Source organism: Nocardia sp. CC213A (genome assembly GCF_030766805.1).
In the GTDB taxonomy this organism is placed as follows: Bacteria; Actinomycetota; Actinomycetes; order Mycobacteriales; family Mycobacteriaceae; genus Nocardia; species Nocardia otitidiscaviarum.
Genome location: NZ_JASFXA010000007.1, coordinates 204869 through 220485 on the forward strand (window position 1 = coordinate 204869; position 15617 = coordinate 220485).

Consider the following 15617-nt stretch of genomic DNA (forward strand, 5'->3'; position numbering starts at 1 on the left):
CAGCTACGGCTCAGCTCTTACTTGCCGAGTTTGCGCCGCTGCACACGGGTGCGACGAAGCAGCTTGCGGTGCTTCTTCTTCGACATGCGCTTGCGGCGCTTCTTGATCACAGAACCCATAGGGTTGTTCCTCGCGTTCTACTCGGGTCGTCAGCCCCGCGTCCGCGGGGTTCAACATTCCTGACCCTGCACAGTCCAAACCCGTAACGGGCCGACGAAGACCCGACGGCACCACCGGCACGTACAGGATGCCGGTCAATGCTACCGGGCCATCGTTCGGCGAACGAAACCGGTCGTCGACCGCGCCTACCCAGCGTCGAAGTACGACGTCTCCAGGTAGTCGTGCACGGCTTTGGCGTGCACGCGGAAGGATCTGCCGACCCGCACCGCGGGCAGCTCTCCCGAATGCACCAACCGGTACACCGTCATCTTGGAAACCCGCATCAGACTCGCCACTTCGGCGACCGTGAGGAACTGGGTTCCACCGCCGATGACGTTCCCTGCGTTTATTGGGCTGTTTCCGGACCTCGCTTGACTGTTTCCCATCATGCGCCACTGACCTCCGGCACGTCCGCGCCGCCGGCTTCCCCACCGGCGGAACAGACACGCACGTGCTCCTTGCAGCTTATCGTGACCAGTGGGATTGCTGCGACGGGTGTGAGAAATCCGCCTTTGCTGGGGCGTTTCGGAGCCCGGCAGCAAACCAGCAACTGTGTTCGATTTGCCCCTCCGCTGCGCTCCGGGGCGGGTTCGCGGCGCTGGAAGTCCCGGTTCTTCCTGTGTCTGATTTGCCCTCCGCTGCGCTCCGGGCGGGTTCGCGGCGCTGGAGGTCCCGGTTCTTCCCTCCTCCGCTCCTCCGCTTCGCTCCCCCGCTCCGTCAGTCCAGAACCGGGACGCGCCGCGAACCATACGGGGGGGCCGCTCAGCTCGGGGGAGCGGTTGGTAGGGCAGGTGTGCCTGGCTGCGAGAGCCGCTCCGGAACGGTCGCTCAGGTGGGTGCGTAGCTGCGGGAGGTGGGACCCCATCTGCGGAACCGTTGCGGAGCGGTCGCTCGGTTCCTGGGCGCGGCAGGCGTAGCGATCCGTTGGTGCCGCTCCGGGGCTGGGGCGGGATCGGTGGAGCGGTCAGTCCGAGGACACGCCCATCTCCGCGGCGCGGTCCTTGGCGGCGTGCAGGGCCTCGTGGACGACCGCGCGGACGGCGCCGCGTTCGAGTTCGCGGACCGCGGCGGCGGTGGTGCCCGCCGGGGATGTCACGGCCGCCCGCAACTCGGTGGCAGACTGGCCGGACTCGTCCAGCAGGGCGGCCGCGCCCAGCATGGTCTGCACGACCAACTGAGAGGCCACATCGCGGGTGAGCCCCAAGCCGACGCCGGCGTCGATCATGGCCTCGACAATCAGGAAGAAGTAGGCCGGGCCGGAGCCCGAGACGGCGGTGACCGCATCCATCTGCGCCTCGGCGACGGTGACGACCTTGCCCACCGACTCCAGCATCTCGGTGACCATCCGCAGCTGTTCGGGGCGGGCGTAGCGGCCGGGAGCGATGGCGCTCATGCCCTGGCCGACGAGCATCGGCGTATTCGGCATGACGCGCACCACCGGGAAACCGGCGGGCAGCTTGGCCTCGAAGCGGCCGGTGGGGATACCGGCGGCCAACGACACCAGCACCTGGTCGCGATCGTCGCCGAGCTCCGCCTTGACGAGTTCGGTCAGCACGCCGTCCACATCGTGCGGCTTCACCGCGACCACGATCAGATCCGCGCCCACGACGGCATCGCTCACCGAATCGGTGACCCGCGACCCGAACCGCTGGGCCAGCACCTCGGCCCGCGCCGGAACCGGCTCGACCACCACCAGATCCTTGCTCGCCCGCCCGGATTCGAGCAGACCGGCGACCAACGCCTCCCCGATCCGGCCTCCACCGATCACCGCAATCCTCGTCATGAGTTCCAAGGCTAGCTCCCCCGCCTCCCCGGGACTTCAGCGCACGGCTGAGTGCCGCTGGCGGTCTCGTATGCGTGCCCGCGTTGGGTGCCGAACCGAGGTTGGGCGTACCCGACGAGTTACCCCGGACCCCGCGAGATCAGTTGTCGCCTTGGCATATGGCGGCGAGCGGAGCACACAGCGATGAGGAGCCGGTATGGCGGCTGGAGATCCTGACCGGGCGCATGGGAACCGGCGAGGTGACGGTCGGGGCAGCGATTGCGCACCGTGCGCGAACTGGCGGGCCGCAAAGCGGTCACTTGTGGCGGGGCGCTGTGTCAGGACGGGTGCGCGGTCCAGAAGGGCGGCTGCGCTTGGGCAGTCTGCGCCAGCGACGCAGGGTGGGCAAGCGCAGCACACTCCGGCGAGGAGCGATTCCCAACGCATCCCCATCCAGCAACAGACACAACAGCACAGGTGCGTGCCCGCAACGGTCCTGGCCGACCGAGACCCACTCCCCGCGCCGCACGCAAGGTTCAGCGCGGCACGCGGAGATTCGGCCCGGCCGGCGAGCGAAGATCGCTCCCGTTCACGGGTTCTGGGGAATGAGGGCGAGTTGGCGGCTCTGGGCGACGATCGCGCCGGTGGCGTCCAGGACGAGTTGGTCCTCGTCGAACATGCGGCCGCCGATCTCCTTGGCGGAGGCGATGATTCGGAGCCAGCCGGGGGTGGGGCGGCGGCGCAGGTAGGTGGTGAGCTGGACGGTGGGGGCCCAGCCGAAGTGGCCGCGGTTCATGGGGACCGGCGGGCTCATGTCGGCGGCCATCATGGCGAAGAAGGCGAAGACGTCGGCGTCGGCCTCGTCGGCGGCGAAGGGGCGGATCCACAGGCGCAGTTCGGGTTCGCCCTGCCCGCCGGTGAGGAAGGGGGCGGAGGTGCCGTCCAGGGCGACCGAGGACCCCTGCGCCACATGGACGAGTTTGCCCATGGGGTTGTCGTCGTCGTAGGCGAGCGCGTCGGCCGACGGTGCGGCGGGCATGCCCTCGGACTTGTCGGGCGCGTACACCGGCTCGATATCGTCGAGGTGGCTGAACGTGAAGGCGGTGTGCACCAGAGTGCGGCCGCCCTGGATGAGGCCCACGTCGACCAGGCAGATCTGGCGGCCGAGCTTGCGGGTGCGCACCTCGTACTCGACCTCGCCCGGATCGGGCGCGCCGAGGAAGTCGGAACTGGCGGCGATCGGGAACATGGCGGCGCGCTCGGGTGCGGTCCGCCGCAGCCACGCCACCGCCGCCGCGGCACTACCCGCCACCATGGTGCCGCCGTGCACCTTCGGCCCGATGGTCCAGATCGACTCGATAATGCCCGCGTAACGCCCGATCTCGGCGGATTCCGACGCCAACTCGGTCACCGCGCACACCCGGCTGAACGGCGCGTCACCCACACCGCTGCCGACCCGTTCCCGATCGACGGTCGACTCCACTGTCATCCGCTACTCCTCCTCACTAGGTTTGTACAGCGTACGACACTAGTGAACCGATCGGTCCTCCCGTGCTACGAATCACTCCCCCACCGACTGACCCACAACTCAGCCCGGCCTGACCCCCACCGCCCCGGCCCCCGACCTCGAGCGGTCCACGCCAGAGTTCGGCAAGTCCGCGACCACACCTCGCGATCCGCGCCAGATCCGGCCAATCCGCGCCTGTGCTCGGCGGTCCGCGCAGAACTCCGGGGCAGTCCGAGCCCTACGCTCAGCCAAATCCTGCGCCTGCGCTTGGGCAGTCTGCGCCAGGGGCGCAGGGTGGGCAAGCGCAGACACTCCGGGCAAACACCACGCCCAACGCCCCGGCAGCCCCTACCCGCGTCGAGCTCCGCTGGGCTCCGGCTGGTGAGCGTCCGCCCCGGCCCCGTTGAAATGCCGCCGCGCGAACGCGAGTGCGCGATGCAGCATGGCGGCCCGGTCGAAGGTGGTGCGCGCGTTCTGCGTATTGATCTCGATCACCACCTGGCCCCGGAACCCGCTGCCGGTCACCGCCGCCCCGAGCTCCACCAGCGGCTGCGAGCCCTCCCCGGGGATCAGGTGCTCGTCGTGCGCGGCACCGCGCCCATCGGCCAGGTGGATGTGGGTGAGCCCGGAGCCCATCCGCTCGGCCAGCGCCAAGGGATCCATTCCGGCGGTGGCCGTGTGCGAGGTGTCGAGCGTGTAGTTCCGGAAACCGGTGTCGGTGGGGTCGTAGGACGGTGTGAAGGCCGTCAGCGACGGCCCCGGTCCCCCGCGCCGCTCCAACCGCCGGATGGAAGCCTCGCCCCGTGCGAACAAGGTGTCCGCCACCCGCATCGGGAACATGTTCTCCACCGCCACCGAGATCGGGCGGCTGTCCTCGAGTTCGACGATCTGCTCGGCGAACCCCTCCGCGTACCGCCGCTGCCAGCGGAACGGCGGATGCACCACCACGGTCGCCGCCCCCAGCGCTTCCGCGGTGTGCACGCTGCGGGTGAGTTTCGCGATCGGGTCCGACCCCCACACCCGTTGCGAGATCAGCAGACACGGCGCGTGCACGGCGAGCACCGGCACCTGATAGCGGTGCACCAGCGTCTGTACCGTGGAAATGCTCTGGCTGGCCGGTTCCGCCCACACCATGAGTTCCACACCGTCGTAACCGAGTTCGGCCGCGTACCGAAATGCGGCCTCGGTGTTTTCGGGATACACCGAGGCGGTGGACAAGCCCACCCGGATATCCCTGTGCCCCCCGACGTTCTCGCGCACGACCCCCGGCGTCTGCCCGATATTCCCCACTGCCCGCTCCCTGCTCAGCTAGTACTGAGTAGAAAGGCTAGCGGTCCCAGCGTCACGAAGACGCCTACCACGACAGCAATCACAGTGCTAAATATGTCGTCGGTGCGACGCAGAACTCGGACGAGTGCGACGAGTCCGAGAATCACGATCATCGCCAGCGCCAGGGCAACCCACGGGAGCATTTCCCACATGCGCTCGAATCCCTTGAACAGCAACATTCCCGCGACTGCGGCGGCGGTGCTCTGCCCGCCCAGAATCAGCCATTGCCGACGATTCTCTTCCTCGTCGGATTTCCGCGGGGTGCGGGAGCGGCGGGCGCGATTGGCGACGGCGGTGACCCGTGCGACCACGGAAGTCCTTGCGTCGTCCTCGATGTCATCGTCATCCCGCAGTGGGGAATAGACCTCGGTGGCGCCGTCGTACATATCGTCCGGTTCGGCGGCGCGAGACTTGCGCCCGAACGCCCCCTTGCCGAAGGAGCGTTCGCCGGACCGTCGCGAACGACGCGGGGCCGGTTCGTCATCGCGATCTCGAGCGTCGCGTAGCAGATCACCGGCAACCGTCTCGCCGGAGACCAGCTGCTGGTCCTGGCTGGCCAGCGTCCAGGCGGCGGCCCGGTCGTCCGGCTGCGGGGCGGGGTCGGTCGCCTGGCGTCTTCGCGCCGACCAGGCGGGCAGCTTGCCCGCGCCGGAGCGGTCGCCGCGCGGCGCGGGTTCGTCGGGCTCGTCGTCGTCCCACGCCTCCGCCTCGGGTCGCGCGTCCGCCCGCCGCTCCTCGGCATGTCGCCGTGCGGAGCGGGACATGGGCGCGGCGCCTTCGCGCGGTAGCGCCTCGGGCTCCTGCGCGCCCCAACTCGGTAGTGCCGCGGCCGCCGGGGCGCCGCGGAAGGGACGCACCTCGGTGGTCTCGTCGTCGGGATCGAAGCGGCGACGGCGACGGCCGCCCGTTTCGGTCGCCGGAGTTCCGGCCGCGCCCGACGGCACCGCGTCCTCGCCGAAGCCACGCGCACCGGATTCGGCGGGCGGCTCGCCGAACCCGCGTGGGCCCGGCTCACCGAAGCGACGCCCGCCCGCGCCGGGGTCACCGAAACCGTGGGCATCGGGTCCGGGCTCACCGAAACCGCGTCCACCGGCCCCGGGCTCACCGAAACCGCGCGCGCCCGATTCGCCGTAACCACCGGCGCCCGGTTCACCGAAACCGCGAGACCCGACACCGGGATCACCGAACTCGCGTGCGCCCGGCTCGCCGAAGCCACGCGCACCGGGCTCGCCGAAGCCGCGGATCTCCGATTCACCGAACCCGCGTGCACCGGCGTCGCCGAAACCGTATTCGTTCGCACCGGATTCCCCGAAACCACGCGCTCCGGCCCCCGGCGCACCGAATTCGCGCTGCCCAGCGGTGTCGGACGCCTCGGATTCGAGATCGTCGAGCGGGTCGGGCTTGCGACGGCGGCCGCTCTTCGGCCGCTCGGCTCCGTCCAGGCCGTCGAGGTGCTGCGCGCCGTAGCCGTTGCCGTTCGCCCCGTGCCCGTTCGCGCCGTAGGAGCTCCCGTTGGCGTCGTAACCGTTCGACTTGCCCGCGTCGCCGTAGCCATTGGCCTCGGCCGCTTCCCGGCGGGCGCGGCGGCCACCGGACGTGCGGCCGGATGCCCCGTAACCGTTGGCGCCCGGGGTTTCGGTGGGCGGCCAGTCCAGCTGTCCGGGCGAGTTCCAGTCGTATCCCGACGACTGTGCCGACCCGTCCGGAGTTTCGGTGGAGGCGAGCGGATCGTAATAGGAGATAGGACCGGAAAGCGGAGAATTCTCCTGTTCGGAGCCCGACGAGTAGCCGAAATTCGACTCCTGCGCGGGTGTATCCACGGAATAGTTCGAGTAGTCCGGATAATTCGAGAAGTTCGAAAAGTCCGATTCCATCGGAGCGGACGCGGCCGCCCCCTCGGCCCCGATTTCGTCATCGGGTGCCGCATGCGAGGAAGAGCCCTCCCGCACCTGCGGCATATCGCCGGTCAGATCCGCCACGGAGATGCCGCGGCCGCTGCGCCGACGCCGCCCGCCCCCGCCGGAAGCGGAGGAGCCCTGCTGGCCGTTGCGGGCCAGCAGTTCGGCGACGGACAGCTGATTCGAATCGTCGGTCATCGAATTACCGTTTCGATCGGGGTGCCCTCCAGGGGCGGACGAGCATCAGATTGTGCCCCACCAGCTATCGGTTCGCTATCCAGGTCGGTATCCAGTTTTCGCAGGATCAATCCCTCCCGCAGTGCCCAGGGGCAGATTTCCAACGTATCCAGCGACAGTGCCCGCATACTCGCCTCCGCGACCAATGCGCCAGCCACCAGTTGCTGTGACCGATCCGAACTTACGCCTTCCAATTCTGCCCGGTCGGCGGCCGTCATTCGAGAGATGAAGGCGATCAGCTGCCGTAGACCGGAACTGGTGAGCGTACGCCGCGCCCGCGGGCCCGCCGCCGAGGGGGCGGCGCCGGTCAGCCGGGCCAGGGAGCGGAAGGTCTTGGAGGTGCCGACGGCCAGGTCCGGGCGGCCGGGTTCGAGCAGCTTTCGGGTCGGAATCACCAGTTCGGCGTCGAGCCAGTCGCGCAGCACGGCCACCCGGCGCTTACCCGGCGGGTCGTGGCGCAGCCAGTCCCGGGTGAGCCGCCCGGCGCCCAGTTGCAGCGACAGCGCCACATCCGGGTCCTCGTCGGCGCCGTTGCTCATCTCCAGCGATCCGCCGCCGATATCCAGGTTGAGGATCCGCCCCGCGCTCCAGCCGTACCAGCGGCGCACCGCCAGAAAGGTGTTGCGGGCTTCGTCGACACCGCTCAGCACCCGCAGGGTCACGCCGGTCTCGGCGCGCACCAGGGCCAGCACCTCCTCGGAGTTGGTGGCCTCGCGCACCGCCGAGGTGGCGAAGGGCATCAGCTCCACACAACCGGAAGTCTTTGCGATGCTTGCGAATTCGGCTACGGTGCGGGTGAGCCGCGCCGAACCCTCCGGGGTGATTCGCCCCCGGTCGTCCATATTCTCCGACAACCGCAGGGTCGCCTTCGTAGAACTCATCGGCAGCGGATGGCCACCGCGATGCGCGTCCACCACCAGCAGGTGGACGGTATTGCTTCCCACATCCAGTACACCGAGCCGCACAAGAACACGGTACTGGGTGTGGCGTCTCTTCAGGCGCGGCGACTGAACTGTTAGCGTTCCGCGGTGTGACGGCAGGCGCATCCGCGAGCGGGCCCACCGGGCTCCGATCAGCGGCGAAGATCGATCCAAGTCCCGAGGTCGAGCTGGACTTCCCCCGAGAATGGATCGAGTTCGTCGACCCAGCAAATGACGAGCACCTGATCGCGGCGGACCTCACCTGGCTGCTCTCGCGATGGACGTGCGTATTCGGCACCCCCGCATGTCAGGGCATCATCGAGGGCCGCATCGACGACGGTTGCTGTTCACACGGCGCTTTCCTCTCCGATGCCGACGACGGCAAGAAGCTGCACCGCGGTGTGAAAATGCTCACACGCGAGGACTGGCAGCTGATGGACGAGGCGGTGGACGACACCGGCAAGGTCCGCAAGAAGCTCTACCTCGAGCAGGACGAACTCGACGACGAGCCCGCCCTGCGCACCCGCCGGATCGACGGCGCCTGCATCTTCCTGAACCGTCCCGGCTTCGCGGGCGGCATCGGCTGCGCCCTGCACAGCATGGCCCTGCGCAAGGGCCTGGAGCCGCTCACGGTGAAGCCCGAGGTGTGCTGGCAGCTGCCCATCCGGCGGGTGCAGGAGTGGGTGGACCGGCCCGACGGGGTGGAGATTCTCAAGACCTGGATCACCGAGTACGACCGTCGCGGCTGGGGGCCGGGCGGGCTGGACCTGAACTGGTACTGCACCGGGTCGCCCGACGCGCATGTGGGGACGCGACCGGTCTGGCAGGCGTACGCGCCCGAGCTGATCGAGCTGCTCGGGCAGCCCGCGTACGAGGAGCTGGCGCGGCACTGCAAGCGCCGGGAGGGGCTCGGCATCGTCGCGGTGCATCCGGCGACGGCCATCGCCGCGGAGCGGGCGGCGCACGAGGACTGAGCGGGACGCGGCCACGCGGGCGGACGCTGAGCGTTTGCCCCGGGTGCCGCCCGCATCCGAGCAACCAAGCGGACGCTTGCTTGCTAATTTCCTGAAACGCCCACATTTCACAGAGGTGTTCGCTTACGGTGCGGAAGCCCACCTGCGTGGGCCGCACACAGGAGAGCACCATGCGCATCAACACCTCCCGGAGAGCCGCCCGCGCGGGCGTCGGCCTCACCGGATTCGCCGCCGCGGCGGCCGTGGCCGTTCTGACGGCACCCGCCGCCTGCGCCGCGGTCGAGACGGTCACGGTCGAAGGATCGACCTTCCGCGTCGGCGGTGAATACACCATCTCCGCGACCCTCGGCGGCGCGTCCGCGGGTCTGCTCGTCTACTTCAGCGACAACGGGGAATTCATCGGCGCGCCCAAGGTGCCGTGGCCGCCGGGGCAGTCCAGCATCACCTGGAAGCCGGAAACCGCTGGGCAGCACATCATCACGGTCGAACAGGGCGGCAGCCACCGGTCCGTGACGGTGGATGTGCAGCAGGCTCCGATCGGCTCCGGAAGTTCCAGCACCGGAAGCGGTTTCGGCCCCGGCGGACCGCTCGGCAGCGGCAGCAGCGGCACCACGGATTGAGGACGGATATCCCATGAGCCTTCTTTCGCGCCGAATCGGCACGGGCATAGCGGGTTTCGCGGCCGCGGCGACCATCTCGGTCTTCGCCGCACCGCAGGCGAGCGCCACCGTCGACTCGATCACGGTGTCCGGCAGCGACCACGTGATCGACACCGAGTACCAGCTGAGCGCGAAGCTCAGCGGGGCCGGGATCGGGCTGCTGGTCTACTGGTCCGACAACGGCGAGGACATCAGCGGCCCCAAGGTGCCGTGGCCGGTCGGTGAGGCGCACCTGAGCTGGACGCCGACGACCCCGGGCCGCCATCTGATCACCTGCTCGCAGGGCGGCAGCACCAAGACCATCGAGGTCTGGGTGCGCGACCCCTCCCAACCGGATCCGGGTGGGCCGGGCACCCCCGGCGGCACCGGCAGCGCCGACGGCCTGCCCGGCCTCTTCGGCAGCAGCTAGCGCGGTCACGGCCCGACTTTCTCCGCCAGCAGCCAGCGCGGAGCCCGGCCCGACTCTTCGGCCGCAGCCAGCGCGGGGCCACGGCCCAACTCTTCGGCCGCAGCCAGCGCGGGGCCACGGCCCAACTCCTCGGCAGCAGCCAGCGCGGGGGCACGGCCCGACCCCTCGACCGCAGCCAGCCCGGGCCACGGCCCGACCCCTCGACCGCAGCCAGCGCGGGGGCACGGCCCGACCCCTCGACCGCAGCCAGCCCGGGCCACGGCCCGACCCCTCGGCAGCAGCCAGCGCGGGGGCACGGCCCGACCCCTCGGCAGCAGCCAGCGCGGGGGCACGGCCCGCGTGCGGCCCCGGTTGCGGGCTGCTCGCGGGCCGAAATCCGGTGCGGTGAGTCATCCCTAGCTCGCGTGACACCTTCCGGCTATCGCGGGTTCACCGGGCCCTGTTATGAATCCGCCCATGATCAAGAAGACGTTCGCCGCCGCCGCGCTGGCCGCCGGCGCCCTGCTGGCTCTGGCCCCGGGCGCGGGTGCGGAACTGCCTCCCGAATACTCCGACCGCACCGCCGATTTCGTGCCCTTCGACTCCCCCGCCGCCCTGGACGCCGCCAAGAACGGCAAGCTGCTGATTATCAGCCCCTACGGCACCTCCCGCATGATCGCCTGCAAGGGCGAGGGCATGGACGTCTACGACTGCGCCCAGGACGACGACTTCGGCGGCATCTGGCTGAAGCCGATCGACACCCCGCTCGGCAAGGCGTGGACCTCTTTTTGACATCCTCCCCCCGGCTGTCCGTTCCTCGTGCCCGCTCCGGCCATCGGAGCGGGCACGGTGGCTTCGGAACCCCGTCAACCGCACCGCGCCGGACAGCAGAAACCGACCGTACGGATCTACTGATGCGGCGGCCCTACCTATCCGCGAACCATGTCATGTGCTGCGACAGCAGTCCCTCTCGGATGGCCCCCGGCCCCGGAGTGGATCTCGTCAATCGCTGGACAGGGACTTGTTCGATGGGCTCTACCGCGTCACCCGCTTCAACCTCGATCCCGACCGCGCCGGGGAGCCTGCCGATACTCGGCCACAGCGTCGCGCTGTTGCGCGAACCGTGGCATTTCCTGGCGTCCTTGCCCGCGCTGGGCAGCGACCTGGTCCGAATTCGATTGGGTCCGTATCGGGTGGTCGTCGTCTGCGATCCCGGTCTGACGCGTCAGGTGCTGCGCAACGATCGGACCTTCGACAAGGGCGGTCCGCTGTTCGATGTGGCCCGGGACACCATCGGCAACAGCGTGATCACGGCGCCGCACAGCGCCCATCGGCAGCAGCGACGACGCATCCAGGGTCCTTTCCACGCCCATCGGCTCCCGTTGTACGCGACGGAGATGACGCGGGAAGTCGATGCGGTAACCGCTCGCTGGCACGGGCAATCGAAGATCGAGGTCGCTTCCGAGATGATGCGACTGACCACGCGCGGGTTCCTGGCGGCGATGTTCTCGGTGAGCATCTCTCCCGCGGCCCTCGACCAAGCCCTCACGGATGTGACCGTCATCGTCGACGGTCTCTATCGGCAGCTCGTGCTGCCCCGGCGGCTGCGCGGGCTCCCGACGCCCGCCAATCTGCGCTATCGAGCCGCGCGAGCGAGTCTGCGCCGACTCGTCGACCAGGTCGTCGGCTCGCGCCGCAATTCGAGCACGGAGTTCGACGATCTCCTGTCAGCCCTGCTCGCCGAACACGATCGCGCGGAGGGTGCGACCCCGAGCGACAGCACGATGTACGAGCAACTGACAGCTCTCTTCATCGCCGGCTCGGAAACAACGGCGAGCACACTCTCATGGGCCTTGTACCTGCTGGCCACGCACCCGGAAACCTTGGCCGCAATGCAGACCGAAACAGATCGGGTGCTACCGGAGGGGTTGGCACGCCACGAACATATCGCGGCATTGGACCTGACCCGCCGCGTGCTCGCCGAGACTCTGCGGCTTTATCCCCCGGGGTGGTTGTTCACGCGGGTGGTGACGGCCGATTCTCAGCTCGGCGAGTACTTTCTGGCCGAAGGCACATCGGTGATCTACAGCCCCTACCTGCTGCATCGGCTGGACGGCGAGTACCGCGATGCGGGGCGATTCGATCCAGATCGCTGGGTCATCGGGGCTGCGCCGACGTCCTATGTGCCCTTCGGAGCTGGGCCGCGGCGGTGCGCGGGTGAGCAATTCGCGCTGACGGAGGCGACGCTGGCACTGGCGACAATCGTGCGCCGCTGGCAGCTGCGCCCGTGCTCCGACGAACCGCTCCGCCCCGCCGTCGCGATGGCGTTGCGACCGAGGCGGTTCCACATCGCAGTTACGGAGCGCATGCGGTGACGAACAACGGCATGTCGCAGTTCGGTCGAGCGAACGCGGCGGATCGCAGCCGCATGCTGCCACCCATCGCCGTCTTCTGCCCGATCGCGCCGGCTGTCCATCCGCACGCTGATATCCTCGAGCTGCGGTCCATGCGATGGCTGGCCGAGTACGACTACTTCGGCGACAGCCGCAAACTGCGGGGCACCAAATCGGCGGAGTTCGCCGCCCGTGTCTCGCCGAACGGGATCACCGAGCGGCTGCAGATCGCCGCCGATTGGGACTACTGGGGATTCGCCTTCGACGATCGCAGCGACCAAGGAGAGCTCGCCACCGACCTGGCCGCCTTCGTCCGCTACGCGCACCGGCTGCTGCGGATGGTGGAGACGCCCGAATCACCACCGGTGAGCGGTGATCCGCTGGTGGCGGCCGTCGCGAATATCTCCGCGCGGTTCGCCGCCGTGGTCACGCCCGCCCAACATCGACGCTGGGTAGCCGCGCATCGCGCGTGGCTGTTCGGAGTCGCGGCGCAGATCGGCGCCACCGAGGAACTCGACATCGATCGCTTCCTGGCGATCCGTCTCGATAACGCTGCGGGCGAGGTCGTCACCGCGACAACCGAACTCGTCAGCGGCTATGAGGTCCCCGATGCCGAGCACGCGCACCCGAAGATTCGGGCGCTCTCGGAGATGGCCCGGCTCATCGCCGCATTGGACAACGACCTGCACTCGTACGCGAAGACCGCGGCGAATCGAGAATCGGACCGCCAGAACATTGTCGGCGTCATGACAACGGGGCGGCGGTGCGACCTCACAGCGGGGGTGGCCGACGCGATCGCGCTGCGCGATCGCATCATGTGCCGGTTCCTCGCCGTGGGCGCGACCACCCGAACGTTCAGTTCCGGTACCCGCCAGTACGTTCGAGATCTCGAACACGTCATCCGCGGCAATATCGATTGGGCGGCGGCCGTGCCACGGTATGCGGTCGACGGCGCGACGGTATCGGAGTACTTCTCGATCTCGACCACGCCTGCCGATGATTCGACGCACGCGCCCGGCATCCCGTGTATCGATTGGTGGTGGGGCGTATGACCAGTCGACCGCACGGGGTACACCTGTTCCGTTCATACGGCGGACGAAGTAGTCTCGATGGTGGGTCGCGATCGACGACACACGGCTCTGCGTGCGCAGCGGCGGGCACGACTGTGTCGACGGGGAGGCCGTCTCGCGCCGTCCAGGGTCGAGCAACGCAGCGGCGCTTCCCTTGGCCCGCTCCGGCTTGCGGAGCGGGCGCGGTGGTTCCGCTGCTAAGCCTCCAGTTTGTAGCCGAGGCCGCGCACGGTGACCAGGTGTTCCGGTTTGGCGGGGTCGGCTTCGATCTTGGAGCGCAGGCGCTTGACGTGGACGTCGAGGGTTTTGGTGTCGCCGACGTAGTCGGCGCCCCAGACACGGTCGATGAGCTGGCCGCGGGTGAGTACACGGCCGGAGTTGCGCAGCAGGTATTCGAGCAGGTCGAACTCCTTGAGCGGCAGGGTGACCGGTTTGCCGTTGACCTGCACGGTGTGGCGGTCGACGTCCATGCGGACGGGACCGGCCTCCAGCACGCTGGTCTCGGTGCCGTTGTCGGGTTCGTCGCCGACGCCGCGGCGCAGCACGGCGCGGATGCGGGCGATGAGTTCGCGCGAGGAGTACGGCTTGGTCACGTAGTCGTCGGCGCCGAGTTCCAGGCCGACCACCTTGTCGATCTCGCTGTCGCGCGCCGTCACCATGATGACGGGCACGCTGCCGCGAATCCGCAGCTGCTTGCACACGTCGGTGCCGCTCATGCCGGGGAGCATGAGGTCGAGCAGCACGATGTCGGCGCCGGAGCGGTCGTATTCGGCCAGTGCGGCCGGCCCGTCGCCGACCACGGCGACTTCGAACCCCTCCTTGCGCAGCAGGAACGCGAGCGGATCGGCCAGCGACTCCTCGTCCTCGACGATCAGCACTCTCGTCATCGGGTTGCCTCCACACCGTTTGTTCTGGCCCGCCCGGCGGGGCGCGGGCCGGTTTCCTTCTTCCCCGCCGGAGCCCCGGCGGACGTCTTCTTCTCGTTCGGCGCGGGATCGGCCGGGTGGACCGGTATCCGCAGCGTGAACGTCGAGCCGGTGCCCTGTTTGCTCCACAGGGTGATCTCACCGTTGTGGTTGGCGGCCACGTGCTTGACGATAGCCAGCCCGAGCCCGGTTCCCCCGGTGGCGCGCGAGCGTGCCTTGTCGGCGCGGAAGAACCGCTCGAAGACCCGCTCCTGGTCTTCCTTGGCGATGCCGATGCCGCGGTCGGTGACGGCGATGTTCACGTAGCCGCCGCGCAGTGACCTGCTCACCGACACGTGCGAGCCGCGCGGCGAGTAGGCGATGGCGTTCTCCACCAGGTTGGACAGGGCCGTGATGAGCAGGGTCTGGTCGCCGAGCACCTCGAGTTCGCTGTCGCGGTCGGTGCTCACGGTGATGCCGGCGGCCTCGGCGGCGGTGCGGGAGCGCTCGATGGCCTGGCCGACGATGGTGTCCACGGAGACCGCCTCGAGTTCGGGCAGCTTCTCCGCGCCCTGCAGCCGCGACAGCGCGATGAGTTCGGTGACCATCTTGCCCATGCGCCGGGCCTCGCCGTGCAGTCGTTCCCCGAAGTGCCGCACCGAGTCGGGATCGTCGGCCGATTCCAGCAGCGCCTCGGCCAGCAGGCTCATGGCCCCGACGGGGGTCTTGAGTTCGTGCGAGACATTTGCCACGAAGTCGCGGCGGGTGGCCTCCATGCGCGCCTGTTCGGAGTCGTCGTCGGCGAAGAGGACCACGAAGTTGGGGTTCTCCTGCGACAGCGGCCGGGCGACGCCGCGCACCGCGAGGCGGCCGCGGCCGGGCATGGGGTGTTTGGCGGTGATGTCGAAGTCGACGTCGTGCCCGGTGCCGAGCACCTCCTGCACGGCCATCCAGGCGCGGTCGTCGAGCAGCCGGTCGCGCACCACGCCGAGTTCCTCGGCACGGGGGTTGACCAGCACGACATCGCGATATTGGTCGACGACGGCGATACCGCTCTCGGAGGCGAGCACGATCAGGTCGAGCACCTGCGACATGGTGAGGCCGGATTCGTCGGCGGCGCGGCGGGCCTGCCGCGCGTTCACATACGGAATGAGCAGTCCGCCCACGGCCAGTCCGACGACGGCCGCGAGGACTGCCAACAGCACGGCCTGTGGAACGCTCACACTGTGAATCGTACGGTCGCCAATAGGTGCCCAGACCCCGGGTGCACTAAGTTTCGCGCAGGTCACGGGCACTTTGGCACACGTTAGCCCACCGTTCACACAGTGTTGGGGAACGGTGCGATGGTCCGAAATCGCGCCCATACCAGCCGGTCCGTACGTTTCAGATCACGGCAGGTCCGACATATCGGGCACA

General features: G+C 69.0%; 15 protein-coding genes. 6 read left to right on the forward strand and 9 right to left on the reverse strand.

The window, feature by feature from the left end; genetic code table 11:
- Nucleotides 1-17 precede the first annotated feature (17 nt).
- The 7 genes from QJS31_RS15330 to QJS31_RS15360 all read right to left on the reverse strand — a co-directional run bounded on the left by QJS31_RS15330 (nt 18) and on the right by QJS31_RS15360 (nt 7857).
- Nucleotides 18-119, reverse strand: coding sequence for a 30S ribosomal protein bS22 (locus tag QJS31_RS15330; protein WP_003402602.1), 102 nt, complete (start codon nt 117-119; stop codon nt 18-20).
- Between the two features lie 186 nt (nt 120-305).
- Nucleotides 306-545, reverse strand: a complete 240-nt coding sequence (locus QJS31_RS15335; protein ID WP_081592759.1) for a helix-turn-helix domain-containing protein — start codon at nt 543-545, stop codon at nt 306-308.
- A gap of 578 nt (nt 546-1123) precedes the next feature.
- Nucleotides 1124-1942, reverse strand: a complete 819-nt coding sequence (gene proC, locus QJS31_RS15340) for a pyrroline-5-carboxylate reductase (RefSeq protein ID WP_282785796.1) — start codon at nt 1940-1942, stop codon at nt 1124-1126.
- Nucleotides 1943-2510: 568 nt separating this feature from the next.
- Nucleotides 2511-3410 (reverse strand): thioesterase family protein, encoded by a 900-nt coding sequence (locus QJS31_RS15345; RefSeq protein WP_282785797.1) that lies wholly within the window; start codon nt 3408-3410, stop codon nt 2511-2513.
- Nucleotides 3411-3776: 366 nt separating this feature from the next.
- On the reverse strand, nt 3777-4709 hold the full coding sequence (locus QJS31_RS15350) for a sugar phosphate isomerase/epimerase (protein WP_306357051.1): 933 nt from the start codon (nt 4707-4709) through the stop codon (nt 3777-3779).
- 23 nt (nt 4710-4732) lie between these two features.
- Nucleotides 4733-6853 (reverse strand): hypothetical protein, encoded by a 2121-nt coding sequence (locus QJS31_RS15355; protein WP_306357056.1) that lies wholly within the window; start codon nt 6851-6853, stop codon nt 4733-4735.
- Nucleotides 6850-7857 (reverse strand): Ppx/GppA phosphatase family protein, encoded by a 1008-nt coding sequence (locus QJS31_RS15360; protein WP_282785952.1) that lies wholly within the window; start codon nt 7855-7857, stop codon nt 6850-6852. The genes QJS31_RS15355 and QJS31_RS15360 overlap by 4 nt, the downstream gene beginning before the upstream one ends.
- A 65-nt stretch (nt 7858-7922) precedes the next feature.
- Between QJS31_RS15360 and QJS31_RS15365 the strand changes: the two genes are divergently transcribed.
- The 6 genes from QJS31_RS15365 to QJS31_RS15390 all read left to right on the forward strand — a co-directional run bounded on the left by QJS31_RS15365 (nt 7923) and on the right by QJS31_RS15390 (nt 13278).
- The gene (locus tag QJS31_RS15365; protein ID WP_372341658.1) at nt 7923-8786 is read left to right on the forward strand and encodes a hypothetical protein; all 864 of its coding nucleotides are present in this window, start codon (nt 7923-7925) and stop codon (nt 8784-8786) included.
- A 170-nt stretch (nt 8787-8956) separates the two neighbouring features.
- Nucleotides 8957-9406, forward strand: coding sequence for a hypothetical protein (locus QJS31_RS15370; RefSeq protein ID WP_282785953.1), 450 nt, complete (start codon nt 8957-8959; stop codon nt 9404-9406).
- A gap of 13 nt (nt 9407-9419) precedes the next feature.
- Entirely contained in the window at nt 9420-9854 is a 435-nt protein-coding gene (locus QJS31_RS15375) for a hypothetical protein (RefSeq protein ID WP_143983762.1), read from the forward strand.
- Between the two features lie 456 nt (nt 9855-10310).
- Nucleotides 10311-10625: a hypothetical protein gene (locus QJS31_RS15380; protein WP_143983761.1), complete on the forward strand. Its 315-nt coding sequence runs from the start codon at nt 10311-10313 to the stop codon at nt 10623-10625.
- 200 nt (nt 10626-10825) lie between these two features.
- A complete protein-coding gene (locus QJS31_RS15385; RefSeq protein ID WP_306356994.1) occupies nt 10826-12208 on the forward strand; it encodes a cytochrome P450 in 1383 nt (460 codons plus the stop codon).
- Complete coding sequence (locus QJS31_RS15390) at nt 12205-13278, forward strand: hypothetical protein (RefSeq protein WP_282777105.1); 1074 nt, start codon at nt 12205-12207, stop codon at nt 13276-13278. The genes QJS31_RS15385 and QJS31_RS15390 overlap by 4 nt, the downstream gene beginning before the upstream one ends.
- Before the next feature lie 215 nt (nt 13279-13493).
- On the opposite strand, the gene QJS31_RS15395 is transcribed toward QJS31_RS15390, so the two are convergent.
- Together QJS31_RS15395 and QJS31_RS15400 are read right to left on the reverse strand one after the other, a co-directional pair.
- Nucleotides 13494-14183: a response regulator transcription factor gene (locus tag QJS31_RS15395; protein WP_029926109.1), complete on the reverse strand. Its 690-nt coding sequence runs from the start codon at nt 14181-14183 to the stop codon at nt 13494-13496.
- Nucleotides 14180-15424: a cell wall metabolism sensor histidine kinase WalK gene (locus QJS31_RS15400; protein ID WP_282777107.1), complete on the reverse strand. Its 1245-nt coding sequence runs from the start codon at nt 15422-15424 to the stop codon at nt 14180-14182. The genes QJS31_RS15395 and QJS31_RS15400 overlap by 4 nt, the downstream gene beginning before the upstream one ends.
- Nucleotides 15425-15617: the final 193 nt, after the last annotated feature.

Coding starts and splice junctions, on each gene's coding strand:
- QJS31_RS15330 (WP_003402602.1), bottom strand. CDS start 119: ATGGGTTCTGTGATCAAGAAGCGCCGCAAGCGCATGTCGAAGAAGAAG.
- QJS31_RS15335 (WP_081592759.1), bottom strand. CDS start 545: ATGGGAAACAGTCAAGCGAGGTCCGGAAACAGCCCAATAAACGCAGGG.
- proC (WP_282785796.1), bottom strand. CDS start 1,942: ATGACGAGGATTGCGGTGATCGGTGGAGGCCGGATCGGGGAGGCGTTG.
- QJS31_RS15345 (WP_282785797.1), bottom strand. CDS start 3,410: ATGACAGTGGAGTCGACCGTCGATCGGGAACGGGTCGGCAGCGGTGTG.
- QJS31_RS15355 (WP_306357056.1), bottom strand. CDS start 6,853: ATGACCGACGATTCGAATCAGCTGTCCGTCGCCGAACTGCTGGCCCGC.
- QJS31_RS15370 (WP_282785953.1), top strand. CDS start 8,957: ATGCGCATCAACACCTCCCGGAGAGCCGCCCGCGCGGGCGTCGGCCTC.
- QJS31_RS15375 (WP_143983762.1), top strand. CDS start 9,420: ATGAGCCTTCTTTCGCGCCGAATCGGCACGGGCATAGCGGGTTTCGCG.
- QJS31_RS15380 (WP_143983761.1), top strand. CDS start 10,311: ATGATCAAGAAGACGTTCGCCGCCGCCGCGCTGGCCGCCGGCGCCCTG.
- QJS31_RS15395 (WP_029926109.1), bottom strand. CDS start 14,183: ATGACGAGAGTGCTGATCGTCGAGGACGAGGAGTCGCTGGCCGATCCG.